The organism is Bacillus sp. HSf4, assembly GCF_029537375.1.
Lineage (GTDB): Bacteria > Bacillota > Bacilli > Bacillales > Bacillaceae > Bacillus > Bacillus sonorensis_A.
On sequence record NZ_CP120679.1, the window covers coordinates 1,090,533 to 1,114,833 of the forward strand.

Here is a 24,301-nt window from a genome sequence, read left to right on the forward strand (position 1 = left end):
TCATGTTATGTAATCATGTTTGTCTGTTATGATAAAGACCCCTGCGGCAGAACAGGCAGGGGCGGCTTTCTTCGGGTGGTGCTACATACCTCCATGCCAGCAGCTTCCGCAGCTCCAGCAGCAGTGGCCCGCACAGCTCGCGCAACTCCAGCAACTTCCGCAGCTCGCACAGCTCGCGCAACTCCAGCAACTTCCGCAGCTTGCACAGCTCCAGCAGCTTGCACAACTCCAGCAGCTTCCGCAGCTCGCACAGCTCCAACAGCTTCCGCAACTGGCGCAACTCCAGCAGCTCGCGCAATGCTTGTCGTTGACATGGTGACGGTCATGATTCCAAGGCGTCTCCGCTTGGAATGGATCCATCTCCAATGATTGCAGTTCATCATAAAAATGTTGCATTTTATACAATCCTCCTCAATGTAATCCAAAAGAACAAAATCATATGCGTAGATTGAAAGTCTACCCGGGTCACTCAAGATCAAATTATGAGGCCTGTTAGGTGAGTGTTACTGAATGCAACGCCTATTTTTCCTGTAAATGGATATGAGGCGGGGTGTGAGGGAGGGGGAAAAGGCGGCACCATCAAAAAGAAACCGGCTGTAAAAGCCGGCTTCCTTAGCGGTATTACTTGACGATCAGCACCGGTATCTCCGACTTTGAGGAAATCTTATCGCTGACACTCCCGAACAGCAGTTTTTTCAGGCGGTTTTGATCGCGGGTTCCTGTTATGACGAGATCGGCACCGATATGTTCAGCATGGTGAAGGACCGCGTTTGCAGGGTCCCCTTCTAACACTTCAATGTCAGCGTCGAATTGGTTGTTATTTAAGATGATTTTGGCTGCGGCAATCGCTTCTTCTGCGCTATCTTCATAGATCAGCGGCTCCCCGGCCGGGTCGGACTCGTGCGGGACGGGAGCTGCGGCCGGAATGCCGCTGTAAAGATAAGGGGCGCCTGCGGCGGGCCGCTGCTCTTCGCTCGCCGTTCTTGCCTGCTTCGGTTCGTGAACATGGGCGATGGTCAGTTCGGCGCCTAGCTTTTTTGTCAGGACAATCGCTTTTTGCAGCGCTTTCTTGCTTTCTTCTTTTTCGTCAAAGGCGACGATGATGCGATCGGCTTTCAACATTTTGCTCCTCCTTTCGAAATGGGTTTATAGACGTTTTACCCGTTTTTCACATGATCTAACAAGATGAAGAAAAAGATTGTCAATTTTCAAAAAATAAATTGACAAATAAAGGGCCGTACTATAAGATGGAAAATATTAATAAGATTGGAGGGTATCGTCATGAAGAGAATCAATCGACCAGCTCAAGAGACAAATCAATTTGCGCGTGACGGCTCCATACCTTCCAGATGGTTATAGAAAATCCGCATTTTTATCTGAAAATGAAGGAAGGCGCATGTCGCGTAGTATGAGCGTACATGCGCCTTTTTGATGTGAAAGGGCATGCTGCATTTACAGTATGCCTTTTTTTAGGTGAAAAAGCATGGCTTTAACAAGTTGGGGCCCATGCTTTTCTATAGACGAAAATGAAGCTGGACCAGCTGATTTTTCGAAAAAACGAACATAAGGAGGAGTTTTGATGCTCACTGTCAGCAAAAACAAAATCAACGACTGTAAGGAAAAGCTTGAAGGCGGCTAAAAAAGGAGAGGATATCACATGTTTTCTGTTTTATGGAAGCTTGGCTGGTTTTTCAAAGCCTCATGGCGGCGCTACACGGTCGCGATCGCCTTGCTCATCATCGTAAATATTTTGGAGATGTTTCCGCCGAAGCTGCTGGGAAACGCCATTGACGATATGCAGGCGGGGACATTTTCAGCGGCCGGGATGCTCGGTTATATCGGTTTATTCATGGCGCTTGCCATTGTCGTATATACATTGTCTTACTATTGGATGTATCAGCTGTTTGGCGGGGCGAATTTGATCGAGAAAATCCTCAGATCTAAACTGATGGGGCACCTTTTGAAGATGACGCCGGCTTTTTACGAGAAAAACCGCACCGGAGATTTGATGGCGAGGGCGACAAATGATTTAAAAGCGGTCTCGATGACGGCCGGTTTCGGAATCCTGACGCTTGTAGACTCAACCATGTATATGCTGACGATTCTGTTCACGATGGGGATTTTCATCAGCTGGAAGCTGACGCTTGCTTCGATCATTCCGCTGCCTTTGATGGCCGCAGCGATCAGTATTTACGGGAAAAAAATCCACCAGCGTTTTACCGAAGCGCAGGATGCCTTTGGCGATTTGAATGACCGCGTGCTTGAGTCGGTCTCAGGGGTCAGGGTGATCCGTGCCTATGTGCAAGAAAAAAACGATGTCGCCCGGTTTAACCGGATGACGGCGGATGTCTATCAAAAAAACATGAAAGTGGCGCTGATTGACTCGCTGTTTGAGCCGACGGTAAAGCTCTTGGTCGGCATCAGCTATCTGATCGGCCTCGGCTATGGTGCATTTCTTGTGTTCCGCAGCCAGCTCACATTGGGAGAACTCGTTTCATTCAACGTTTACCTGGGGATGCTGATCTGGCCGATGTTTGCGATCGGGGAGCTGATCAATGTCATGCAGAGGGGGAATGCATCGCTTGACAGGGTCACGGATACACTCGCGTATCAGCCTGATGTAACGGAAGCCTCAACCCCTGTAAAAACGGAGCCGGGGGATATTGTGTTTGATAATGTCAGTTTTACGTACCCGAGCTCTGCCTCAGAAAACCTTACCGGCATTTCCTTCGCTGTCCAAGAGGGGCAGACGGTCGGGATCGTTGGGAGAACCGGAAGCGGGAAGACGACATTAGTCAAACAGCTGTTGCGGCAGTATCCGCCGGGTAAGGGAAAAATCAGCATATCGGATGTGCCGATTGAACAGCTTCCGCTTGACGAGCTGCGCAGCTGGATCGGCTATGTACCGCAGGATCATGTGCTGTTTTCAAAAACGGTCAAAGAAAATATTCTGTTCGGCGCTGAGCATGCGACAGAGCAGGACCTTAAAGGTGTCATTCATGCGGCTTATTTGGAAAAGGACATTGAGCTTTTGAAAGACGGACTTCAGACGATGGTCGGGGAAAAAGGCGTCGCTTTATCAGGAGGGCAGAAACAGCGGATTTCGATTGCCCGGGCTTTAATCGCACAGCCTCATATTTTGATATTGGATGATTCGCTTTCCGCTGTTGACGCGAAGACGGAAGCGGCGATCATTGACAACATTCGGCACACCAGGAAAGGAAAAACAACCTTGATTACGTCGCATCGTATGTCGGCTGTTGAGCATGCCGATTTCATTCTTGTCCTTGAAGGCGGGCGCATGATTGAGAAAGGGACGCACCATGAGCTGATCGCCGCGAAAGGCTGGTATTTTGAACAATATGAAGCACAGCAGCTTCCTTCAGTGGAAGAAGGGAGGACTGTTGGATGAAGACGGGAAAAAGGCTTTGGCAATATGCGCTTCATTATAAAAAAATCCTTATTTGGGCGCTTGTCATGCTGACTGTGGCGGTGACCGCCGAACTGACCGGACCGATGATCGCCAAAAAGATGATCGACGATCATATTTTGGGGATTGAAAAGATGTGGTATGAAGTCCCGGATAAAAGCAAGTATACGGTTTCCTATAACGGCCGCGAATATGTCAGGGAAGACAGGCTGGGCCCTTCCGCAGAAAAAACGAGGGAAGTCCATGTTTTTCAAGTCGGCCTAGATTATTATTTTGTTGATGAAGCGGTTCCTTTTGACGGGAAACGCACGGCGTCCGGCGGGGAGCTGCGAATTTCCGACGGGAAACAGTCGAAAACGTATCAGGCTGACCGGTTGTCAATGTCTGAAGTGTATTCGTTTTATGAACCCGAAGTTGAAGGGCTCATCTCTCTGGTCTTCTTATATTTTGGCCTTCTCATCTTCTCGGTTTTTTTCCATTACGGACAATTCTACCTGCTGCAGATGGGTGCAAACCGGATTATTCAAAAGATGAGGCGGGATGTTTTTGCCAACATCCAACGTCTCCCGGTCCGCTATTTTGACAATTTGCCGGCCGGAAAAATCGTGGCCAGAGTAACAAATGATACAGAAGCGATCCGCGACTTGTACGTCACCGTCCTCTCGACATTTGTGACCAATTTTATTTATATTGCCGGAATTTTTGCCGCGCTGTTTTTGCTTGATATCAGGCTTGCAGCCGCCTGTCTGGTGATCGTGCCGTTGATTGCCGTCTGGTCGGTCATCTACCGCAAATTTGCATCAGGATACAATCATAAACTCCGATCGATCAACAGTGAGATCAACGCTAAAATGAATGAGTCCATTCAAGGGATGACCATCATTCAGGCCTTTCGCCGCGAAAAGGAGACGAAACGGGAATTTGAACAGCTCAATGAAAACCACTTCCGCTATCAAAATAAAATGCTGAATCTCAATTCTCTCATGTCGCACAATCTGGTCAACATTCTCAGAAACGTGACATTCGCCGGATTGATCTGGTACTTTGGAGGCGCTGCACTGAATGCGGAAGGCATGATTTCAATCGGAGCCCTCTATGCATTCGTTGACTACCTGAATCGTTTGTTTCAGCCGATTACCGCCATCGTCAACCAATTCGCCAAGCTTGAACTGGCGCGCGTGTCATCTGAAAGGGTATTCCGCCTTTTGGATGAGGCGGGAGTTGATGTGGAAGAAACAAGCGCTGACAGAATGAAAGGGCATGTCGTGTTTGAGGATGTCTCATTTGGCTATGACGGCGGGGCCGCTGTGTTAAAAAACATTTCATTTGCAGCCAACCAAGGGGAGACCGTCGCATTAGTCGGTCATACGGGCTCAGGCAAAAGCTCGATTATGAATGTTTTGTTCCGCTTTTACGACATTCAAAAAGGCGATGTGAAAATTGATGGAACAAGCATTTATCAAATGTCGCGGCAGGAAATCAGACAGAACATGGGGATCGTGCTTCAAGATCCTTACTTGTTTTCGGGGACGATTGCTTCAAATGTCAGCCTTGATAGTGAAGAGATCACGAGAGAACAGGTTGAAGAGGCATTGAAATACGTAGGGGCGGATAAGCTCTTTGCCCATCTGTCCAAAGGCATTGATGAGCCGGTCATTGAAAAAGGGAGCACGCTTTCCTCCGGGGAAAGACAGCTGATTTCGTTTGCGCGTGCGCTTGCCTATAACCCGGCCATCCTCATTTTAGACGAGGCGACGGCAAATATCGATACCGAAACAGAAGCCGTTATTCAAAAGGCGCTTGACGTGGTTAAAAAAGGGCGCACAACCTTTATCATCGCCCACAGGCTGTCAACCATCAAAAACGCCGATCAAATCCTTGTCCTTGAAAAAGGGCGGATTATAGAGCGGGGCAATCATGAAGAGCTGATGAAACAAAAAGGACAATATTATCAAATGTATGAGCTGCAAAAAGGGCGCGGGAAGCTTAGCGTGTAAGCCGGACGATCTCCGGCTTACACCTTGTTGACAATCAATAAGCGATTCCGACTCTTGTTTTAATATATTGATCAGACTCGGAGACCTGTAAAAGGAAGTGGGCGGTGTCTCCTGTTGAAATCTCTTTTCCGCCAAGGGGCAAAAAATCCCGTTCCGTCCGGTATGTTTGAACGGCCGGACCGTCGGGAAGATAGGTCGGACAAATGATTGTCCAATCAAGGTTCGTGCGGGCGAGCCGTTCATACACTTTGGCATGTTCTCTAGCCGCCCGTGTTGAACGTCTTTTTGATTCATTCGTTTCAAAGCGGTAAAGCTTGGGATCCTGTCTTGCATTTAAAATTCCGGCGGTTCCGATGGTAATCAGCCGTTTTTTGTTCTGTTCGTTCATGGCATTGATGATGTTTTCGATGGAGACGGTTAATGTATCGTCTCCATCCGTATTTAAACAGCTGACCACAATGTCCGCTCCTGCGATCAAAGCGCGCGCATCAGCCTGATTTCTTGCGTTCCCCGTCAGCGTCCGGCAGCGGTTTTTCAAAAGGCCTGCATTTTCCGTGCGGACGAGGGCGTAAACCGAGTGTCTGCCGTCTTTTTCCAAAATATTCACAAAGGCCTGTCCGACACGGCCTGTGCCTCCAAAAAGCGCAATCTTCATCATTCATTCCTCCCATCTGATCTATCATACGCCAGATCGTCTGGAAGAAAAAGCCCCCTGAAAGCGGAAGGCCGCATGAATTGGGCGGACATTGACGACATATTCATGCAAGAGAGAGATCCCGACAAATTGAAACAGTTCCCAATTGATGCTTGCCACATACTGCATGCCGACTCCTCCTTTGTTTTCAGCATATGAAAAAAGGAGAAGCGGGGTGCGGGTTTTTGGCCAATGTAAAAAGAAGGTGCATAGCACCTTCTTCTGTTAAGCCAATATATGAAATTGTTTATTGTTGACCGCCCATAGAAGCTTGAGCTTGGGAAACGAGTCGTTTTGTAATTTCTCCGCCGACAGAACCGTTTGCACGGGAAGTTGTGTCAGCGCCAAGGTTCACACCGAACTCAGAAGCGATTTCGAGTTTCATTTGATCAATCGCCTGAGCTGCTCCAGGTACAACAAGTTGATTTGAAGAATTTTGGTTAGCCATTGTATCCAAACTCCTTTTCATATTAGTATGGTTGGGCCGGCTGGATTTGCACCAGCTGACGGTGTTCACCGCTGCCTCTCTGGCTAAGCCCAATGTGGATTGTTACTACGTATTATGGAGGAACGATCGGATTTGCATGCATGAGACGGACTGGTAAATGTTGAAAGTGCAAAATGCTGCAATTTGGGCATGCTAAGGAAAAAGTCAGGAGGATGTTCAGATGTGTCCTGTGTGCAATGGCATGCTTGTCGTGGAAAGGAATTGCCCGAAGTGCGGCGGCGAGATGGCGGATGCCGGAAGAACGACCGATTTTTACGGACCGTACAGCCCGTATATGGAATATGATTCATTTTCGCAGAAGCCCCGGAACTGCATTCATATATTCACTTGCCAAGACTGCACATATGATGAAACAGTTGCAATCGAAACGACCGAAGCATAAGCTGCTTCGGTCATTTGCATTGGATTATCCTTCGGAATGGATGCGGAGCTCTGTTTCCTTGTCAAAAAAATGGGCTTTATTCATATCAAAGGCGAGAGCGACCGTGTTCCCGGCCTGGACGTCCGTCCGCGAATCGACCCTTGCGATGAACGGCTGTCCGCCCGCCTGTGAATACAGCATTGTTTCAGCCCCCATCAGCTCAGCCACTTCGATATGCGCATCGATTTTTGCTTCCTTTGAAGCTTCGATAAAGACAGGCTCGTCATGAATATCTTCAGGTCTGATGCCCATGATGATTTCTTTTCCGCTATAGCCTTTGCTGCGCAAAACCTTCATTTTTCCCTCTGGAACAAGGACGGATGCATCACCGAATGTAAACCTGTTTTCATTCAGGGTGCCCGTGAAGAAGTTCATCGCCGGAGAGCCGATAAAGCCGCCGACAAAGACGTTTTCCGGGTTTTCATAGACTTCCTTCGGCGCGCCGACCTGCTGAATGATGCCGTCCTTCATGACGACGAGCCTCGTCGCCATCGTCATCGCTTCCGTCTGGTCGTGCGTGACATAGATCGTCGTCGTTTGCAGGCGCTGATGGAGCTTTGTGATTTCAGCGCGCATTTGAACGCGCAGCTTGGCGTCAAGGTTTGATAAAGGTTCATCCATCAGGAATACTTTCGCATCGCGGACGATAGCCCTGCCTAAGGCGACGCGCTGGCGCTGTCCGCCGGAAAGCGCTTTTGGCTTTCTGTCCAAATACTCTTCAAGCCCGAGAATTTTCGCCGCTTCGTGCACCCTGCGTTTAATTTCGTCTTTTGGAAACTTACGCAGCTTCAGCCCGAAAGCCATGTTGTCATAGACATTCATATGAGGATAGAGGGCATAGTTTTGGAACACCATGGCGATGTCGCGATCCTTCGGGGCAACATCGTTCATCCGTTTTCCGTCAATGATGAATTCGCCGTCTGTGATTTCCTCAAGTCCCGCGATCATTCTAAGTGTTGTCGATTTTCCGCAGCCTGAAGGTCCGACAAAGACGATGAACTCCTTGTCCTCAATATGAAGGTTAAAATTATCCACAGCCGTCACTTTGTTGTCATACACTTTGTAAATCCGGTCAAGTACAAGCTCAGCCATTTTTCATCCCCCTTTTTATGTAAGCGCTTAATTTATTTTTATCTTATAGAAATGAATGGGCGGTGTAAATGGACAGGGTGCACAATTTGAGTTCGTGCAGATTGCTAGAAAAGCTTGAGAACATGCAGGATCAAATAAACGGCTGCTGCTTCTTCAAACTGTCTGATATCAATTGCCGTCCGTTCAATAAATTTGTCAATCCTGTATTGCAGACTGTTCCGGTGGATAAATAGTTCTTTGGCTGTCAGAGATGCGTTCAGGCTGCATCTCAAATACGTCCGGATCGTCAAGGAGATTTCCGGATCAGCCAGGGCATCTCGCATGGCGTCCGAAAATAGCGAGGCATTGATTTTTTCCGGTGCCGCCAGCAAAAATGACGGGAGGCACTGGCAAAATGAAGCGACATTTCCGCGATTATTGTTCGCCAGCATATGGTGGAACATTTGTTTTTCAAAGCGGATTTTTTCTTGGAGCGAAGCGTTCACTTGATGAAGCTGGCCGCTGAAAAATACAGGGGTTGACAAAAAATCGCTCGTCAAGGCGTCAGACAGCTCTTCCAATTCTTTTTTTGAGAGAAACACAGAAGGATCTTCATGAAGGATGACCGCTTCATGAAGGTCATACCACACAATAAGCGGTTTTTCAAAAAAACCGCTGACGGCCTCTTTTATCGCCTGTCTTTCTTCAGGCGAATGTTTCATTTTGAAAAAATGTCCTTGGACATGCTGAATGTTTTCCAGATTGTGTAGAGGGGCATTGGCAAAAATATATTGATGCCATTCTTTTTCGCGCAGTGTAAGCTCGGGCGCCTCCGGTTCTCTAAAAGGCTGAAACAGCGCCGAGAGCAGCCGTTTTTCCCGGTCTGTCACCGCTTCTTTTAAAACGCCGAACGTTTCGCCTTCGTCCGTTTGATACCAGAGCGTTTCATGCTTTGGAGCCGAGCCGGAGGCAACCATTCTTTCGCCGTACAACATTTTTAATTTTTCCAGCATCCTGAAAACGTCCTTTTCATTTATTCGTAAATATGAAAGAGCATTAATTCATGAATTTCGCTTTTAAGGGAAGGCTCATCATCATGAGGCGGATAAACGCTGCCCCATTCAATTTCCCCAGAGCGATGGTAAATGCCTTCATAATGTGTTCCATTATGGTAAAACGAAATTTTCCAGCCAGGCAGTTTTTCTTGTTTAAACAACGGCTTCCATTGAAAGTGAGAAATCATAAAGTGCCACGCTCCTTAATCGATTTCTAAATGTTCCGCGGTCGAACCACAAGCCGGCTATCCAACGTTGATTTGTTATCATTGTATCTTATTCACAGCAAAGATCATAGGCTCTTTTCAAATGGTTTCTCCACAAAAAACCGTGAAGCATCAACTTCACGGTTTTCATCTAGGTCCACATGCTCTCCGGATGGAGGAGCGATTGTTCGGTTAAGTAAGACGCGTATTCGAAATTTCTTTTTTTCGTCAAATGGCTGACAGATGATAGACGGGGATGGGCGAAAATTCCTCTGCCCGGACGGGAGTTGGCCTCGAATATCCAAACCTTTCCTGACACGTCCATCCCGAGATCAAGACCGATTTCACCGATAAAGCCGTGTATTTTTTCGTCAAGGACACTGCTGATGACTAGAGCTGTTTTGGTCAGCTTTTGCAGAATAAGCAGCCTCTCCTTGGGGTCATCATAGATTTCTCCAAGCGTTTTGACGGCGCCTCCCTTTGAAAGATGAGTTGTGATGCCGTCTTTTTCCGCGATTTTGCAGGCGATTGCTGTTACGGTCCATTTTCCTTTTCCGTTTTTGTTCGTATGCACCCGAAAATCCGCGGGCCGATCGCCGACCTTGACCCGTTCAATACCTTGCTGGGCGATATACGGGGCTTTCAGACGTTTTTTTAAATCGTTTAAAAAAGCGTCCGCTCCCGGATACGTTTTCTCGCTTTTAGCGTCCTTTGCCAAAAAGTGTTGATCCTCACCTCTAGAAAGCTGAAAAATGCCGTTTCCCAAGCTGCCGTCGGTCGGCTTTACATAGATGACGCCATATTGCTTCAGCATGTCGCTGATTGTTTCTGCACCGGGCTCTAATTCGCAATAAGGAAGGAATTCTTTCGTTCTTTCGTCATGCCGTAAGGCTTCATATACATCCCATTTATTAAAAAAGCCGGGATTAAACCATGGAATCCGGTATTCGTTCACCAGACGCACCTTCGCTTCCTGCAGGGCGGCCGAGTCTTCCGCCTTTCGATTCGGCAGCCTGTCGTAAACGACGTTCGGCAGGGGAACGACGGCTTCCTCCCAGCCGTTTTCCCTGAAGATGAGGCCGCGGACCGTTCCTTCTTCCCACTGGATTTGATGGGTGCCAAACAGATAGCAATAGCCGCCGGCCGGAAGCTCCATTGTTAAAAGCTTCGAAAAAAACAAAGAACGGTCTCTCAGAGGCTCATGCTCCGACTTTGTGAAGCCGGCGGTGAATATCCCGATTAACGGCCCGATATGGACGGTATTATCGCGGAAAAACAAGGTCGCTTTCCCGCGGTGCGGAATCCGCAGACTTTTGTACAGATTCTCAGAGAGCAAAACCGTTCGCTGCAAATGACTGTCAAAGGAGATATGACACCTTTCTACACACGTTCCAAAAGCCGCATAAAGCAGACCTTCCTGTTTGAAAGGAGCGGGAATCAGCATCGTGTTTTCACTGTTTGGATGGATCCCGACCGTAAACGTTTGACCGGTCATCTTTTCCCAGCCCCTTTCTTATCGAACGTTTCCGCCAAAAAGGAGCAGTATTCCAGGGGACCTTGATGCAAAAGCAGTCTGCTTTCAGGGGAATGTTTTAAAAAAGCTTTTTTTCCCGGCTTAGAATTGACATCAAGAAGCCAAACCTTTCCATCTTTCGTCAAGCAAATATCAAGGCCGAGCTCAAATAACGGCCCATGCCCGGATTCGAGCGCTTTTGGCACGGCTTGAGCAATCGTCTCCAAATCATCAAGAAGGACGGCTTGGCGCTTCTTGGGAACGGATACGAGCCAGCTGTCAAAGCTTACCGATTCAGCATCCCCGGTCAGATTCGCCAGCAGTCCGTGCTGGTAGCTTCTGCGCACCGTTTTCCCGGCCGTTTCCCATTCCCCCGAGCGGTTTTTTTGCAAAAGCAGTCTGATGTCGCACGGGTAGCCGTCTTTGTCTTGAATGTCGAGGAACGATTGCAATAGATAGCGGTGCTGCAGGACTTTTTTGCACCATGTTTCAAAGGAAGCCTGCTTTGAAAACGATTTGAGCTGTTTATGCTTCCCTGTTTGGTAAGAGGCTTTCACCGTTTTCCCCGTCATTTCGAGGTGGATGATGCCGCGTCCTCCTGATGCGGAAGCGGGTTTTAAGATGCACGATTTTTCTTTGGCAAGGAGGCGCAGTATATCCTGCGCGCTGGCCGCAAGCCTCGTGGCAGGCAAATAGGACTGGAGAATGGAGTCGGCCTTTAAAGCCTTGTAAACCATCCATTTATCAGGGAGTCCAAGTCCGAGGAAGACCGTTTTCGGGTATTTTTTGAGCCATTCAACGATCGGTTTTGCTTTCTTCGATTGCTGATCGCGGCCGTAAAAGCAGCGGTCATAGATCACTTCGGGAATTTCCCGTTCGACTTCGTTCCACTGTCCCGATTTGGGGTGATATGTGAGCGCTTTAACAAATAGGGAGCCCGGAGAGATATCCAAAGGTGTAAACCGGATCAAGCGAATGCCGTATTCCGAAGCCATTTTCGCCAATTCCTCGGCATAATCTTTTTCATGATCGTTGGACAGCGACATAAATCCAAGCGTCAGCATGCATATTCCTCCTTGTTAAAAAACGCTTAGCCGGCCAAAGAAAAGGACGCGGCTAACTCTTTAAGCCGTGGGGACAATCATCATATACATGAACTTCTGTTAAATGATACGCCTGAAACTGCGGAAATAGGCATTTATAAATTGGAAATTTATTAAAAATATTTTTCGCCCTAAATAAAAGCCACTTGACCAATTTTATTGTTCAAACGCCTGTCCCATGTTATTTTTGTTCCGCAATCGGTTGATTTAATGGAATAAGACGTTCAAATAAACGCTGGATAATATCATGATGGAGATTGTGAAGAAATGGACTTCAATTAAAGGATAGGTTAGCGAAAGAAGACATATTTTGATATGATGGTTTGGATGTAAAAAAGATTTGACACCTTAACCATCTTTTTTTATACTCTGTATGTAAAAACTTTTTAACACCTATCTTATTGTGAAGGTGGAAATCTGATGAAAAATCAAATCAAGGAGTATCGAGAGAAAAAAAACATCTCGCAAGGAAAATTGGCAGACTTATGCAATGTGAGCAGACAGACGATTAATGCCATTGAAAACAATAAATATGACCCCAGTTTACAATTAGCATTTGATATTGCAAAAAATTTAGAAGTTAGGGTTGATATCTTGTTTTTAAATGAAAGGGAGGTAGAAGGATGAGCACTCGAAAAATGAGTTCAGCAATATCGGGTATAGCTGCTCTGATTGTGATAGGCTTTACAATTTATAAGATTGTTGTTGGAAAAGCTGTTGGATTTAACGAAGTTATGAGTATGGGTGCTTTGTTGATGATATTTTTTTCTGCTATCACTTGGGGAACAAAGAAAGAGCAAGATGGAATATTGCAGGAGGAAGAGCTCGGACAAAGGATTACAGAGAAAAGTTCGAAAGTGAGTTATTTTCTTCTGACATTTTTTATTTTTGGAGCAGTAGCTGCTGACCAATTTATAAACGAGACAATGAATATCTTTCTATTGCTGTTATTAGCGCTATCAATGATAACTTTACCTTTTATTGAGTTTTTAGTTGCAAAAAAATATCAGTAATATGTATAACTTTTTTCTCTAGCATGAAAATAAATTTCTGTAAGTAAAGGAAAAAGGCAATCCTAAAGAAGACGCAGCTTATTCGTTTTTTAAATAGAGGCGAGTGTAAGGTGCTTCAGGTTCCTATTATGAAACAGTGTATCCTTAGATAATGATAGGCATAACGGGTCCCAGCTGCGGAAGGCCGTGTGCAGTCTAGGCAGCAATGACATCAGGTGAATGGAAGGCAGTTGAAAAATAAATGTATGTTTTAGGAATTTTTATCATCATGATTGCAATTGGCGCACTGATTGGCGCTGTGACGAATCACTTTGCGATCAAAATGCTTTTTCGCCCATATAAGGCGCATTACATATTCGGGAAGCGGATCCCTTTTACACCCGGTTTGATTCCGAAAAGACGTGATGAACTGGCGAGGCAGATGGGACAGATGGTCACAGGTCACCTGCTGACAACGGAGGGAATCCAAAAAAGGCTGACATCGGACACGGTCAAAAAAGAGGCGCTCCAATTGGGGAGGCGGCTCTTGTCGCACGCAGGCCAATCGACGCTTACGCTTGGAGAAGCGCTCGAAAAAATCGGAATTGCCGATCCCGCCCAGAAGGCCGACCAATATGTGAACAAATGGACGGATGAAAAGCTGTCTGCCCTTTTGGCGGCGTATGAACATGAACCGCTGAAAGAGCTGATTCCTATAGAAGCACAGGAAAAGCTGAAAGAAAAAATCCCGATGGTGTCCGACTATATTTTGCAGCGGGCTGTCAGCTATTTTGAAAGTGATGAAGGGAAAAGCCGCCTTGGACATATGATTGACGATTTTTTGAAAGAGCGCGGCATGCTCGGGAGCATGGTGCAGATGTTTTTAGGCAACAGCAGCCTGGTTGACCGCGTTCAGCCGGAGATCATCAAGTTTTTGAAAAACGGTGAAACCGCACGGCTGCTGATGGATTTGCTTGAAAATGAATGGGACAAGCTGAAGGAGTATACTTTTAAAGAAGCGGATGACAAATGGAACCTTCAAACCTTGATCATGAAGATGAAACAAAAGCTGATGAAGCGATTTTCGCTCGCGCCTTTTTTTGAAAGAACGACAGGCTCATACGTCTCCATGATCGAACAGGAGGTTGAAAAACGTCTGCCGGAAGTGACCGACCGCCTTCTTGAAGAAGCAGGGCGCCGCCTGGAAGATATATTGAAAAGGCTCCAGCTTGAAGACATCGTAAAGGAGCAGGTCGACAATTTTCCGGTCGAGCGTCTCGAGGAAATGGTCTTGTCCATCTCGAAACGGGAGTTTAAGATGATCACGTATTTAGGCGGATTGCTTGGCGGAATCATCGGAGCGGTTCAAGCCCTCTTCGTGATCTTCATCTGAGAAATCGTCTGTATAACTGTGAAAAATACTCCATAGTTTGTTATAGTGGAGTGGTGCCATTTCCATGAGAGGAAATAACGGCAGGAAAGGAGCGTATGAACATGACGGTCAACTTGCACGATTCGGCTTATGATTTGGAGAAGGCATTGCGTGAAAGCGATGAATACTCCCGGTTGAAAAGCCTTTATGATGAGGTGAATGCCGATCAATCTGCCAAAAAGATGTTTGATAACTTTCGTGATATTCAGCTGAAGCTTCAGCAGAAACAGATGAACGGTGAAGACATCTCCCAGGAGGAAGTCGAACAGGCGCAAAAATCCGTAGCGCTTGTCCAGCAGCATGAAAAAATTTCTCAGCTGATGGAAGCAGAGCAGCGGATGAGCGTGCTGATTGCCGAACTGAACAAAATCATCATGAAGCCGCTGGAAGAACTTTACGGAAATCCGGAAAGCTAATAAAAAACCCCCTCTTTACATGGAAAAGAGGGGGTTTTTAACTAGGTGAATAAATAACTTTCATAATCATTTAAAAAAAGACTTGTCAATTTGTGAAATTGTTGCGATAATACTAAATGTAAGTGCTTTCATAGTTTGCCGGGATACGATCATGATAAACTGACTTGCGGCAAAATGTTAAGGGGTACAGAGAAAATGAACAGATTTTGTTGAAGGAAAGCACGACAACTTCCGGTCAAATAAAAGGGGTTCATTATATACAGCGAATTGAATGAAAAGGGGCATTGAATTCGCTGTTTTCGGATATTTTAGGGAGAAATCATGATCGTATCCAAAAAGATGCGAAGCAAAAGCCTGTTTTTCACAGGCTTTTTTTATTTGAACAAAAGAGCTCTGTTCTAAAGAGGCGGATCAGGACATATTCTCTGTAATAGATTCAGTCATCAAAGAAGGGGGACCTCCAAGTGTCAAAACAAATGCTTGCGCTCAATATAGACGGAACGCTGCTTCGGACAAACGGACGGCTTCATCCCGCAACGAAGGAAGCGATAGAATATGCAAAGAAAAAAGATGTATATGTTACGCTTGTCACAAACAGGCATTTTCGCTCGGCGCAAAAAATCGCCAAATCGCTTAAACTCAATGCAAAACTGATTACCCACAGCGGGGCCATTATTGCCGACAATATCGATGAACCATTGTTGGAAAAAAGGATTTCCGAAGAAAAAACGTTCAACCTTGTTCAAATATTGGAGAGCTATGATTGCAATATACGAATCCTCCATGAAAAATATTCAATCGGCAACCGCAAAAAAACAAACTCCAATCTGCTTGGCAAAACGATGATCCATCCGTCTGATCCGATCTTTTATCCCGTGCAGTTCGTTGATTCCTTAAGCGATATGCTGATGGATGAACCGGTCAGTGCGCCGGTTATTGAAGTTTATTGTACAAAAGAGCAGCAAGAGGATATCAAAGAAACGATCAAAGGCGCTTTTCCTTCGGTCGATATCATCGAGGCTGGAGAAAAAATGCTGATCGTCCACAAAGGCGTTTCAAAAGAATCGGGCTTGACCATGCTTGCCGCAGATCTTGGCTTCAATATGGACGATGTCGTCGCGATCGGCCATGACATCGATGATCTGCCGATGATTGAGCTTGCGGGACTCGGTGTGGCAATGGGCAATGCCGTCCAGGAAGTCAAGCAAAAAGCCGATTGGGTGACGCGATCCAATGATGAGCAGGGCGTCGCCTATATGATTAAAGAATATTTCAGAATGCAGCAGAGCAAAGGCTTTCTTAAAAAATTCCATATTAGAAAAGTATAATCCGACAACATCCCCGTTTTCGTTTTGGAAACGGGGATTCGTTTGTTACGGGCATAATCCGGAATGTTAAATGCGGGGAGGGGAGGCCTTTTTGCCGGCCCGGATTGATTTTGCCCGGTTATTTTTGTACACTAAAGAAAGTTTTGAAACGAAAAAGGTGATGAGATTGCGCATTTATATAGAAGGGCTTCAAGATGAAAGATTCCAGCGGCCCCTTGAGCACATAGCCAACCTATTTTTTGAAGAGTCCGAGGTTGTTTTCGCTGAAGAAGAAACAGCCGACCTTGCGATTGTCCTCCGCTATGAGCGGGACGAGGCATCAGTCAGCGCATCTGGAGCAATCAAAGATACGGACATCAAAGCCGACTGCACGAAATCACTTGCGCCCGGTTTGTCGGAGAAAGAAGCGTTCAAACAGGTGAAAAACACCGTTTCCTATATTTATTTAACGATGCTGCAAAAGCATACGGGGATCGTGCAGAAGTGGGGCATCTTGACAGGCGTCCGTCCGACAAAGCTGCTTCACAAAAAACTGCAGAGCGGCTTGTCAAAAGAGCAGGCTCATGCCGAATTAAAAAGAGATTACTTAATTCATGAAGAAAAGATCGAACTGATGCAAAACATCATCGACCGGCAGCTGAAAGCTGTTCCTGATTTATACGAATTGGACAGGGAAGTCTCGATTTATATCGGCATCCCGTTCTGTCCGACAAAATGCGCCTACTGTACGTTTCCAGCTTACGCCATCAGGGGGCAGGCCGGACGGGTCGGTTCATTTTTGTGGGGTCTGCACTATGAAATGCAGAAAATCGGCGAATGGCTCAAAACCCATCATGTGAAAATTACGACCGTTTATTTCGGCGGGGGCACACCGACAAGCATTTCCGCGGAAGAAATGGATCTTTTGTATGAAGAAATGTACCGCTCCTTTCCCGATGTGGAAAATATCCGTGAAATTACGGTTGAAGCGGGCCGCCCTGACACCATCACAGAGGAAAAGCTCGCCGTTTTAAACAAATGGAACATCGACCGCATCAGCATCAACCCGCAATCGTACGAAAATGAGACACTGAAGGCGATCGGACGCCATCATACGGTTGAAGAGACGATTGAAAAATATCATTTGTCACGAAAGCACGGCATGTCGAACATCAATATGGATTTAATCATCGGCCTTCCGGGCGAAGGCGTCAAAGAATTCCAAAACTCCCTTCGCGAAACGGAAGCATTAATGCCGGAGTCACTGACAGTCCATACATTGTCATTTAAACGGGCATCTGAAATGACGAGAAACAAGCACAAATACAAAGTGGCCGACCGCGGGGAAATCGTCAAGATGATGGATGATGCAGTGTCCTGGACAAAACAGCACGGCTATCATCCCTACTATTTGTACAGGCAAAAAAACATCCTCGGCAATCTTGAAAATATCGGTTACTCTTTGCCGGGACAGGAAAGCATCTACAACATTATGATCATGGAAGAAAAGCAGACGATCATCGGCATCGGCTGCGGAGCGGCAAGTAAATTTGTCGATCCGAAAACAGGAAAAATCACGCATTTCGCCAATCCGAAGGATCCCAAAACATATAACGACAGGTTTGAACACTACACAGAGGAAAAACTTCGCTACCTGTCTGAGCTTTATGAACAGGACGCCAAAAGCGGGTTTCATAGGGCTTAAATCTGAACTGCCGGCCTAACCGGCAGTTTTTTTGTGAAATGAAACTTCAGACTTAAAAAAAGGTTTTGGAGATTAAAAGTGGAATAGTAAAGCTAACGTCTTTTGAAAACGCATTCTCGGAGGTGCTGAAAGTTGGAGTATATCAAATGGAAAGACAGGGGCGAGATGTTTGAGATTGTCCTGAATCGACCAGAGGCGTATAATGCCTTACATGTCCAAATGCTTGAAGAGCTGAAAGAGGCATTGACCCTTGCTTCGGAAAGTGAAGCGATGCTTTTGCTTCTGAAAGGCAGCGGAAAGGGATTTTCAGCGGGAGGCGACATCAACATGATGCTGTCCACCGATGAAAAACTGTCAGAACTTGTGATTGATACGCTTTCCGATATTGCAATGATGATCTACAGCATGCCGAAGATTACGGTCGCGGCCGTCCACGGTGCGGCGACGGGGCTGGGGTTGAGCCTTGCACTCAGCTGTGACCATGTGCTTGCCGACAAAGGAGCAAAGCTGGCGATGAACTTTATCGGCATCGGTCTTGTCCCTGATGGCGGCGGGCATTTTTTTCTGGAACGGCGAATTGGTGAACGCGCCGCCAAAGAACTGATTTGGAGCGGCAAAAAGCTGACGGCTGATGAAGCGAGGAGGCTTCAGCTGGTTGATGCGGTATTTGACGGGGATCTCGACCGCCATGTTGGGGCGCATCTCGAAAAACTGCTCGAATCGCCGCTTTCGGCCATGATTGAGACGAAAAAAATTTATCAGACTTTGAATGCCGGCCGTCTTCGCACAACGCTTGATCTTGAAAAAGTGTCCCAGATCAAAATGAGAAGGACAAGCGATCATCAAGAAGGAATCAGGGCGTTTCTGGAAAAGCGGCAACCCCGGTTTAATCGCCAATGACTAAAGGCACGAATGGGATGGCGGTCATGGGAATGAGGTTTGAAACGATTTGTAAAAAAATTTAAACTTTTATAAAATGATTCATAAGACACAGGTTGTTGGAGCCGAGGGGGCGGAGAAAATTGAGACAAAAGATTCCATCTGAATTCGTTGCTGCAAAGCTGAATGACTGGTACAACGCCATTCGGAAAAATCAGGTCGCCGCCAGTGAATCATTAAAAGCCGAAATTTTAAACGACTTTCAAGACATGGAAGAAAATCAGGATGTCCTGCTTTATTATTCGCTGCTAGAATTCAGGCATAAGCTGATGCTCAGCTATTTGAAACCAGAAAAAACAGAAAATATTGAAAAAAACCTTCGGGATTTGGAAGAAAAAGAAGACCAAATGACGGGGTTATTAAACTATTACTATTGGTTTTTTAAAGGAATGTACGAATTTAAGCAAAAGCAGTTCGTCAAAGCGATCGACTGTTATAAAATGGCTGAACAAAAAGTGAGCGTATTGGCAGACGAGGTTGAAAAGGCAGAGTTTTATTATAAGCTTGCGGAAATTTATTATTATATCAACCAGCGGTACCTTTCGATCAACTATGCGGAGCTGGCTTCCGAGATTTTTAACAAATACGAAACACTGAAAGAAAAAAAGATTTTTTGCGATTTTATCATTGCCGGCAATTGGGTTGAATCGATGAAATATGGTGATGCGCTGACAAGTCTGTCCAATGCTTTAGAAGATGCGAAAAAAATCGAAAACAGCCATTTGACGGCATCCGCACATTTCAATTTGGGGAATTGCTACTTTTATCAAGGATTATACCGCGAAGCTTCCGACCACATGGAGAGCGCTCTTTCCATTTTCAAACAGGAAAGTTCATCATATATTCCAAAGGTTCTCTACAATTTGATGTACGTCCATCTGAAACAGGCCAATTTTGCTGTAGCTGCCGAATGTTACGAAAAAGGCATCAAAAGTGCGGCATCTCTCGGCGATGAAGAACATGCGGCAAAGCTGAATATTCTGCGGGGACTGTATTTAGACGGAGGGGACCAAATCGCTGTGGAACGCGGATTTGATTATTTGGAGTCGAAACATATGTATTCTGTTGTCGAAGAACTGGCATTAGACGCGGCTCAATATTATAATAAAGTTGAGCGGCTGAAAGATTCCATTTTTTATTATGAAAAGGGCGCTCAGGCAAGACGAAAAATTCAAAGGGGAGATGCGTTGTATGAAAGTTAAGCTGCTGGTTGTCGCGTTGTCGTTGGCTTGTGTGTTGACGTCTGCGAGCTTTTTGTCGGAAAGCGGAAAAGCCCCTTCGCTGTATGCGGACAAAATGATCACGACTTCGGACGGGAATACAACGGCATAGGAGGCGCACTTTAGTTTATGGAGGATTTAGGAAGCCCGGCGGCAAAAGAGTGGAAATCGTTTTGGTCAGTTTCTTTGTTTTTGGTGCTGGGCGCGGCTGGAACTGCTGTCTTCAATCCGGTCTTTCAGTTGGAAGACATGCCGTTTCGCATTTTCGACGTTTTCATCATCTCTGTGCTGATCGCAAACGGTCTCTATTTTTGGCAGAGACATAAAGGCATTGCATTTGTGTCGTTTTTGCTCGGATTGCTTAACCTCGGCTTGTTGGCCGCGTTGATTCTCGGGTAAACAAGCAGTCAAAGGACGGGCGGCGGAACACCGGTGTCTGCTTCAAAGCGCCGCCTCGCGATTTCTTTTATCTTTGGAACACGATCATTTTACCGGACGAATGAACTACACGGTGGGTATGGTCCGAGAATTGTTTTTCCTTCAACAGCTTTTTTCCTTTTTCTTTTGCTTCTTCCTCATTCATCGCTTCAAACCGTTCATTCAGCAAGGTTTCCCCCGAAGGATCGAAAACGGTTACATAATATGTTTCCATTTATATTCTCCTTTCACAAATAAAGATCTGTTTGTTTAAATTTATATAAAAATCAAAAAAATCCTTTTTAAATTTGTATGACTAACGTATGATTGTAAATTGGAAGGAGGAGTTTTTGATGCTGAAAATCGATCATGTAACGAAAAAGTTCGGTTCTTTTACAGCGGTGAACGATCTGACGCTCGAGATCCCCGAGAAAGAAATGTTCGGACTGCTTGGTGCAAATGGAGCGGGAAAAACGACGACGTTTCGAATGATACTGGGCCTTTTGAATGCGACAGAAGGCGCGGTGACCTGGAAGGGGAAGCCGATCAATTACAATGTCACCGGCAGCATCGGCTATTTGCCGGAGGAACGCGGACTGTATCCGAAGCTGAAAGTAAGAGATCAGCTCGTATACCTCGGCCGTCTGAAAGGCATGTCAAAACAGGACGCGCTTAAAGAAATGGATAAATGGCTGGAAAAATTCCACATTACAGAATATGCGGATAAAAAGGTTGAAGAGCTCTCAAAGGGAAACCAGCAAAAGATTCAGTTCATCACAGCTGTTCTGCACAAACCCGACCTTTTGATTCTCGATGAGCCGTTCAGCGGACTCGATCCTGTCAATGTCGAGCTGTTAAAGGACGCGGTTGTTTCCCTGAAAAACAGCGGAACGTCCATCGTCTTTTCGAGCCACAGGATGGAGCATGTTGAAGAGCTCTGTGAACACGTCTGCATTTTGCAGCGCGGCACGCCGGTCGTTCAAGGAAGATTAAAAGAAATCAAGCGTTCTTTTGGCAAAAAGAACGTCACGATCCACTCAGATGACGACTTGAGTTTTCTCAAAGAAGCGAGCGGGATTACAAAGTGGAGAGAGATTTCTGACGGCGTCAGGCTGCAAATCGAGAATGAGGACATTTCCCGGGAGCTGTTTTCCATGCTTCAAGGGCGCGGGTTTATCCGAAAGTTTGAACTGGAAGAGCCTTCTTTGCATGATATTTTCATTGAAAAGGTAGGTGCCCGTTATGAGTAGGTTTTGGATTGTCCTTTTTCATACATATATAAGCAAGCTGAAAACGAAGTCTTTTATCATCTCGACTGTGATCACACTTGCACTGGTGATGGTCGTCACAAACCTGGGCTCAATTATTTCCATGTTTGACAGTGACGGCGGTGAAGCGGATAAAATCGCCGTCATTGATGAAGCGAATCAGCTGTATGAGCCATTTTCCCAGCAGGTGAAGGCGATTGACAAGGATCATGAGCTGAAGCTTGAAAAAGCGAAGAAGACTGAAAAAGAGCTGGAACAAGACGTAAGAGATGATAAGCTTGACGGGATCCTCATTTTAGCCAAGGATCAAAAAGGCGAAGTCTCCGGAACATATAAGGCGCTTGATATCGCTGAGAAGTCATCTGTTTCCACGATTGAACAGGCGCTTTCACAAACGAAAATCGCCGTCGGCACGGCTGAGCTGAATGTGCCGCCGGAAAAGCTGAATCAGCTTTTTGCACCGGTTAAAATCAAAAGTGTCGCTCTGAAAGAAGGGGCCAAAACGGAGGAAGAGCTGGAGAAGGCGTCAGGCCTTGTCTATATCGTCCTGTTTGTCATCTATATATCTGTCGTGATGTATGCATCAATGATCGCGACTGAAGTGGCAACCGAAAAATCGTCCCGCGTCATGGAGATTTTAATTTCCAGTGTACCGCCCGTTCAGCAAATGTTTGCCAAATTGTTCGGGATCGCCCTCTTGGGGGTTACACAGCTGGCCGTCCTGATTCTGGCAGGCTATATGTCCCTGCAGGCAAACGCAGAGAATGCAGGCGGAGCGGCAGAACAGATTAAAGGCTTTTTCGACCTATCCGGTGTTCCTGTGGCAACGCTCGTTTACGGCGTGATTTTTCTGGCGCTCGGCTATTTCCTTTATGCAACGCTTGCCGCATTTCTCGGCAGCATCGTCAGCCGGATAGAAGACGTTCAGCAGACGATTTCCCCGATGATCTTTTTGGTTGTCGCCGGATTTATGATTGCGATGTTTGGTTTAAACGCGCCTGACTCACCATTTATTACGGTCACTTCCTTCATTCCGTTTTTCGCCCCGATGATTATGTTTCTCAGGGTGGGAATGCTTGATATTCCGTTTTGGGAGGCGGCGCTTGGCATCGGCATCACCGCCGCAACCATCATCATTCTCGCGGTCATCGGTGCGCGGGTTTATAAAGGCGGCGTTCTCATGTACGGCCACGGAGGCGGGCTGAAAAATATCAAACAGGCGCTTCGCCTGTCCAAAGACGAATAGTGAGAATAGGAGAAAAGCAGCTTGAAAGAAAAGCTGCTTTTTCCGGTTGATCAATAGAACGTGCATTCGCCTGAAAGCCGTGATAGAATGAGGGCAGAAATTGTTTTATAAAAAAGGAGCAGAAGATTGACAAACATCACCTTCATTCACGCTGCCGATCTGCATCTGGACAGTCCGTTCCACGGCCTCAGCCGGCTTCCTGAAGAGGTATACCGCAGGATCAAAAACAGCACATTTCAGAGCGCGGCGAATGTGTTTCAGCTTGCCGTAGATGAGCGGGCTGATTTCATGCTGCTGGCCGGCGATCTTTTCGATGAAGCGAACCGCAGCTTAAAAGCCCAAATGTTTTTGCGCAATCAATTTTTAAAACTCCGGGAAAACGATATTAAGGCTTATGTCATTTTCGGAAACCATGATCATTTGGGCGGGGAATGGACACCTGTTGAATGGCCTGACAATGTCCACATTTTTTCTGCGGAGGACATTGAAGAAAAGCCGTTTTACAAAGACGGCCGGCTTGCGGCGAGCATATATGGATACAGTTATCCGGAGCGCTCGGTATTTGCGAACAAAGCTTCCGAAATGAAAAAAACGACGGACGCCCCCTTCCATATCGGCATGATCCACGGCACGCTTGCAGGGGAAAGCGGCCATGATCCATACTGTCCCTTTTCTCTGCAAGATCTAAAAAACGGCCAGATGGATTATTGGGCGCTCGGCCATATTCATAAACGACAGGTCATTTCATCCGGACATCCGGCGGTGATTTATCCGGGAAACACACAATCCCGCCATATGAAGGAAACCGGTGAGAAAGGCTGCTATCTCGTCAAGGCTCATGAAGGCGAACTTTCCTTTGCCTTTAAAGCGGTTTCGGATGTGCTCTGGGAAACGGTTGATCTCGATATATCGGAAACAAAACATTTAACAGACTTAATCGATCTGATCGAAGGCGTCTTTCAATCATTCAGAAATCAAGGAAAACCCGCCTGCATCAAAGCCGTGCTGACCGGAGAAGCTCCCCCTTATTTGAGGGAAGGGTCGGCGGGAATCACAGATGAGCTGCTTGACATTTTTCATGACCAGGAGCTGGAAGAAGAACATTTCATCTGGCTCGCCGCTGTCGAAGACCGGACTGACAGAGGGATGGAGGACTTGGAAAGCGATTCGTTCTTCCGGGAGCTCACACGTGAAATTAATGATTTTGAGGATATCGGCCTGATTCTCGCCGATTTGGAGAGACACCCCGTTTTCAGAAGGTATGGAGAGCGCTTTGAGAAGGAAGATGTTCACGGCATTCGCATTCAGGCGCAAAATGCTCTGCTTCATGGGCTGAAGATGATCAGGAAGTAAGGGAGGAT

Annotated in this window: 27 protein-coding genes; 16 read left to right on the forward strand and 11 right to left on the reverse strand. The window is 46.4% G+C overall.

The genetic code is table 11. From position 1 onward, the window contains the following. Positions 1-81 precede the first annotated feature (81 nt). Positions 82-396, reverse strand: coding sequence for a heterocycloanthracin/sonorensin family bacteriocin (locus P3X63_RS22805; RefSeq protein WP_081692818.1), 315 nt, complete (start codon positions 394-396; stop codon positions 82-84). Positions 397-621: 225 nt separating this feature from the next. After that, positions 622-1,122: a universal stress protein gene (locus P3X63_RS05515; protein ID WP_026586232.1), complete on the reverse strand. Its 501-nt coding sequence runs from the start codon at positions 1,120-1,122 to the stop codon at positions 622-624. A 535-nt stretch (positions 1,123-1,657) separates the two neighbouring features. Between P3X63_RS05515 and bmrC the strand changes: the two genes are divergently transcribed. Further along, entirely contained in the window at positions 1,658-3,412 is a 1,755-nt protein-coding gene (gene bmrC / locus P3X63_RS05520; protein ID WP_026586233.1) for a multidrug ABC transporter ATP-binding protein BmrC, read from the forward strand. After that, positions 3,409-5,427 (forward strand): multidrug resistance ABC transporter ATP-binding protein/permease BmrD, encoded by a 2,019-nt coding sequence (gene bmrD, locus P3X63_RS05525; RefSeq protein ID WP_077737117.1) that lies wholly within the window; start codon positions 3,409-3,411, stop codon positions 5,425-5,427. Before bmrC ends, bmrD begins: the two co-directional genes overlap by 4 nt. A gap of 34 nt (positions 5,428-5,461) precedes the next feature. Here the strand turns inward: bmrD and P3X63_RS05530 are convergent, their stop codons facing one another. From P3X63_RS05530 to P3X63_RS05540, 3 genes are all read right to left on the reverse strand, one after another. After that, positions 5,462-6,082 carry an NAD(P)-dependent oxidoreductase gene (locus P3X63_RS05530; RefSeq protein WP_026586235.1) on the reverse strand — a complete coding sequence of 207 codons (621 nt, stop codon included), beginning with the start codon at positions 6,080-6,082 and terminating at the stop codon, positions 5,462-5,464. Positions 6,083-6,106: 24 nt separating this feature from the next. Continuing rightward, a complete protein-coding gene (locus P3X63_RS05535) occupies positions 6,107-6,250 on the reverse strand; it encodes a hypothetical protein (RefSeq protein WP_179115747.1) in 144 nt (47 codons plus the stop codon). Between the two features lie 118 nt (positions 6,251-6,368). Next, the gene (locus P3X63_RS05540; protein WP_026586236.1) at positions 6,369-6,569 is read right to left on the reverse strand and encodes an alpha/beta-type small acid-soluble spore protein; all 201 of its coding nucleotides are present in this window, start codon (positions 6,567-6,569) and stop codon (positions 6,369-6,371) included. Positions 6,570-6,789: 220 nt separating this feature from the next. Here P3X63_RS05540 and P3X63_RS05545 point away from each other — a divergent pair, with 220 nt between their 5' ends. Continuing rightward, entirely contained in the window at positions 6,790-7,011 is a 222-nt protein-coding gene (locus tag P3X63_RS05545) for a hypothetical protein (RefSeq protein WP_277692570.1), read from the forward strand. Between the two features lie 24 nt (positions 7,012-7,035). Here P3X63_RS05545 and P3X63_RS05550 read toward each other — a convergent pair whose 3' ends face one another. The 5 genes from P3X63_RS05550 to P3X63_RS05570 all read right to left on the reverse strand — a co-directional run bounded on the left by P3X63_RS05550 (position 7,036) and on the right by P3X63_RS05570 (position 11,959). Continuing rightward, entirely contained in the window at positions 7,036-8,142 is a 1,107-nt protein-coding gene (locus P3X63_RS05550) for an ABC transporter ATP-binding protein (protein ID WP_026586238.1), read from the reverse strand. A gap of 104 nt (positions 8,143-8,246) precedes the next feature. After that, on the reverse strand, positions 8,247-9,134 hold the full coding sequence (locus P3X63_RS05555) for a helix-turn-helix domain-containing protein (RefSeq protein ID WP_077737115.1): 888 nt from the start codon (positions 9,132-9,134) through the stop codon (positions 8,247-8,249). Positions 9,135-9,154: 20 nt separating this feature from the next. Next, entirely contained in the window at positions 9,155-9,364 is a 210-nt protein-coding gene (locus P3X63_RS05560; protein ID WP_026586240.1) for a YheE family protein, read from the reverse strand. 169 nt (positions 9,365-9,533) lie between these two features. Further along, a complete protein-coding gene (locus P3X63_RS05565) occupies positions 9,534-10,877 on the reverse strand; it encodes a YheC/YheD family endospore coat-associated protein (RefSeq protein WP_026586241.1) in 1,344 nt (447 codons plus the stop codon). Next, positions 10,874-11,959: a YheC/YheD family endospore coat-associated protein gene (locus tag P3X63_RS05570; RefSeq protein ID WP_277692571.1), complete on the reverse strand. Its 1,086-nt coding sequence runs from the start codon at positions 11,957-11,959 to the stop codon at positions 10,874-10,876. The genes P3X63_RS05565 and P3X63_RS05570 overlap by 4 nt, the downstream gene beginning before the upstream one ends. Positions 11,960-12,418: 459 nt before the next feature. On the opposite strand from P3X63_RS05570, the gene P3X63_RS05575 reads away from it, so the two are divergent. The 10 genes from P3X63_RS05575 to P3X63_RS05620 all read left to right on the forward strand — a co-directional run bounded on the left by P3X63_RS05575 (position 12,419) and on the right by P3X63_RS05620 (position 20,408). After that, positions 12,419-12,625 carry a helix-turn-helix transcriptional regulator gene (locus P3X63_RS05575; RefSeq protein WP_277692572.1) on the forward strand — a complete coding sequence of 69 codons (207 nt, stop codon included), beginning with the start codon at positions 12,419-12,421 and terminating at the stop codon, positions 12,623-12,625. Further along, a complete protein-coding gene (locus P3X63_RS05580; RefSeq protein ID WP_026586244.1) occupies positions 12,622-13,011 on the forward strand; it encodes a hypothetical protein in 390 nt (129 codons plus the stop codon). The genes P3X63_RS05575 and P3X63_RS05580 overlap by 4 nt, the downstream gene beginning before the upstream one ends. A 241-nt stretch (positions 13,012-13,252) precedes the next feature. Then, positions 13,253-14,383 (forward strand): DUF445 domain-containing protein, encoded by a 1,131-nt coding sequence (locus P3X63_RS05585; RefSeq protein ID WP_277692573.1) that lies wholly within the window; start codon positions 13,253-13,255, stop codon positions 14,381-14,383. A 101-nt stretch (positions 14,384-14,484) separates the two neighbouring features. Beyond that, positions 14,485-14,838 carry a YlbF/YmcA family competence regulator gene (locus P3X63_RS05590; protein ID WP_026586246.1) on the forward strand — a complete coding sequence of 118 codons (354 nt, stop codon included), beginning with the start codon at positions 14,485-14,487 and terminating at the stop codon, positions 14,836-14,838. A 464-nt stretch (positions 14,839-15,302) separates the two neighbouring features. Next, entirely contained in the window at positions 15,303-16,166 is an 864-nt protein-coding gene (locus P3X63_RS05595; protein ID WP_026586247.1) for a Cof-type HAD-IIB family hydrolase, read from the forward strand. 166 nt (positions 16,167-16,332) lie between these two features. Further along, complete coding sequence (locus tag P3X63_RS05600) at positions 16,333-17,850, forward strand: coproporphyrinogen III oxidase (protein WP_277692892.1); 1,518 nt, start codon at positions 16,333-16,335, stop codon at positions 17,848-17,850. 132 nt (positions 17,851-17,982) lie between these two features. Beyond that, the gene (locus tag P3X63_RS05605; protein ID WP_277692574.1) at positions 17,983-18,750 is read left to right on the forward strand and encodes an enoyl-CoA hydratase; all 768 of its coding nucleotides are present in this window, start codon (positions 17,983-17,985) and stop codon (positions 18,748-18,750) included. 122 nt (positions 18,751-18,872) lie between these two features. After that, complete coding sequence (locus P3X63_RS05610; protein WP_077737112.1) at positions 18,873-19,991, forward strand: Rap family tetratricopeptide repeat protein; 1,119 nt, start codon at positions 18,873-18,875, stop codon at positions 19,989-19,991. Continuing rightward, entirely contained in the window at positions 19,981-20,121 is a 141-nt protein-coding gene (locus P3X63_RS05615; protein ID WP_179115746.1) for a hypothetical protein, read from the forward strand. Before P3X63_RS05610 ends, P3X63_RS05615 begins: the two co-directional genes overlap by 11 nt. 17 nt (positions 20,122-20,138) lie before the next feature. Beyond that, positions 20,139-20,408: a hypothetical protein gene (locus P3X63_RS05620; protein ID WP_277692575.1), complete on the forward strand. Its 270-nt coding sequence runs from the start codon at positions 20,139-20,141 to the stop codon at positions 20,406-20,408. Between the two features lie 67 nt (positions 20,409-20,475). Here the strand turns inward: P3X63_RS05620 and P3X63_RS05625 are convergent, their stop codons facing one another. Then, complete coding sequence (locus tag P3X63_RS05625) at positions 20,476-20,661, reverse strand: YhzD family protein (RefSeq protein WP_026586252.1); 186 nt, start codon at positions 20,659-20,661, stop codon at positions 20,476-20,478. A 118-nt stretch (positions 20,662-20,779) separates the two neighbouring features. Here P3X63_RS05625 and P3X63_RS05630 point away from each other — a divergent pair, with 118 nt between their 5' ends. From P3X63_RS05630 to P3X63_RS05640, 3 genes are all read left to right on the forward strand, one after another. Continuing rightward, entirely contained in the window at positions 20,780-21,676 is an 897-nt protein-coding gene (locus P3X63_RS05630) for an ABC transporter ATP-binding protein (protein WP_026586253.1), read from the forward strand. Further along, on the forward strand, positions 21,669-22,940 hold the full coding sequence (locus tag P3X63_RS05635) for an ABC transporter permease (RefSeq protein WP_077737109.1): 1,272 nt from the start codon (positions 21,669-21,671) through the stop codon (positions 22,938-22,940). The genes P3X63_RS05630 and P3X63_RS05635 overlap by 8 nt, the downstream gene beginning before the upstream one ends. 126 nt (positions 22,941-23,066) lie before the next feature. Continuing rightward, the gene (locus P3X63_RS05640) at positions 23,067-24,293 is read left to right on the forward strand and encodes a metallophosphoesterase family protein (RefSeq protein WP_277692576.1); all 1,227 of its coding nucleotides are present in this window, start codon (positions 23,067-23,069) and stop codon (positions 24,291-24,293) included. Positions 24,294-24,301 lie beyond the last annotated feature (8 nt).

Excerpts from the sequence above, each read along its gene's own strand:
- P3X63_RS05565 (WP_026586241.1), bottom strand. The coding sequence starts at position 10,877 with ATGACCGGTCAAACGTTTACGGTCGGGATCCATCCAAACAGTGAAAAC.
- P3X63_RS05585 (WP_277692573.1), top strand. The coding sequence starts at position 13,253 with ATGTATGTTTTAGGAATTTTTATCATCATGATTGCAATTGGCGCACTG.
- P3X63_RS05530 (WP_026586235.1), bottom strand. The coding sequence starts at position 6,082 with ATGAAGATTGCGCTTTTTGGAGGCACAGGCCGTGTCGGACAGGCCTTT.
- P3X63_RS05540 (WP_026586236.1), bottom strand. The coding sequence starts at position 6,569 with ATGGCTAACCAAAATTCTTCAAATCAACTTGTTGTACCTGGAGCAGCT.
- P3X63_RS05555 (WP_077737115.1), bottom strand. The coding sequence starts at position 9,134 with ATGCTGGAAAAATTAAAAATGTTGTACGGCGAAAGAATGGTTGCCTCC.
- P3X63_RS05535 (WP_179115747.1), bottom strand. The coding sequence starts at position 6,250 with ATGCAGTATGTGGCAAGCATCAATTGGGAACTGTTTCAATTTGTCGGG.
- bmrD (WP_077737117.1), top strand. The coding sequence starts at position 3,409 with ATGAAGACGGGAAAAAGGCTTTGGCAATATGCGCTTCATTATAAAAAA.
- P3X63_RS05615 (WP_179115746.1), top strand. The coding sequence starts at position 19,981 with ATGAAAGTTAAGCTGCTGGTTGTCGCGTTGTCGTTGGCTTGTGTGTTG.
- P3X63_RS05560 (WP_026586240.1), bottom strand. The coding sequence starts at position 9,364 with ATGATTTCTCACTTTCAATGGAAGCCGTTGTTTAAACAAGAAAAACTG.
- P3X63_RS05635 (WP_077737109.1), top strand. The coding sequence starts at position 21,669 with ATGAGTAGGTTTTGGATTGTCCTTTTTCATACATATATAAGCAAGCTG.
- P3X63_RS05515 (WP_026586232.1), bottom strand. The coding sequence starts at position 1,122 with ATGTTGAAAGCCGATCGCATCATCGTCGCCTTTGACGAAAAAGAAGAA.
- P3X63_RS05630 (WP_026586253.1), top strand. The coding sequence starts at position 20,780 with ATGCTGAAAATCGATCATGTAACGAAAAAGTTCGGTTCTTTTACAGCG.
- P3X63_RS05625 (WP_026586252.1), bottom strand. The coding sequence starts at position 20,661 with ATGGAAACATATTATGTAACCGTTTTCGATCCTTCGGGGGAAACCTTG.
- P3X63_RS05550 (WP_026586238.1), bottom strand. The coding sequence starts at position 8,142 with ATGGCTGAGCTTGTACTTGACCGGATTTACAAAGTGTATGACAACAAA.
- P3X63_RS05575 (WP_277692572.1), top strand. The coding sequence starts at position 12,419 with ATGAAAAATCAAATCAAGGAGTATCGAGAGAAAAAAAACATCTCGCAA.
- bmrC (WP_026586233.1), top strand. The coding sequence starts at position 1,658 with ATGTTTTCTGTTTTATGGAAGCTTGGCTGGTTTTTCAAAGCCTCATGG.
- P3X63_RS05580 (WP_026586244.1), top strand. The coding sequence starts at position 12,622 with ATGAGCACTCGAAAAATGAGTTCAGCAATATCGGGTATAGCTGCTCTG.
- P3X63_RS05620 (WP_277692575.1), top strand. The coding sequence starts at position 20,139 with ATGGAGGATTTAGGAAGCCCGGCGGCAAAAGAGTGGAAATCGTTTTGG.
- P3X63_RS05590 (WP_026586246.1), top strand. The coding sequence starts at position 14,485 with ATGACGGTCAACTTGCACGATTCGGCTTATGATTTGGAGAAGGCATTG.
- P3X63_RS22805 (WP_081692818.1), bottom strand. The coding sequence starts at position 396 with ATGCAACATTTTTATGATGAACTGCAATCATTGGAGATGGATCCATTC.
- P3X63_RS05570 (WP_277692571.1), bottom strand. The coding sequence starts at position 11,959 with ATGCTGACGCTTGGATTTATGTCGCTGTCCAACGATCATGAAAAAGAT.
- P3X63_RS05545 (WP_277692570.1), top strand. The coding sequence starts at position 6,790 with ATGTGTCCTGTGTGCAATGGCATGCTTGTCGTGGAAAGGAATTGCCCG.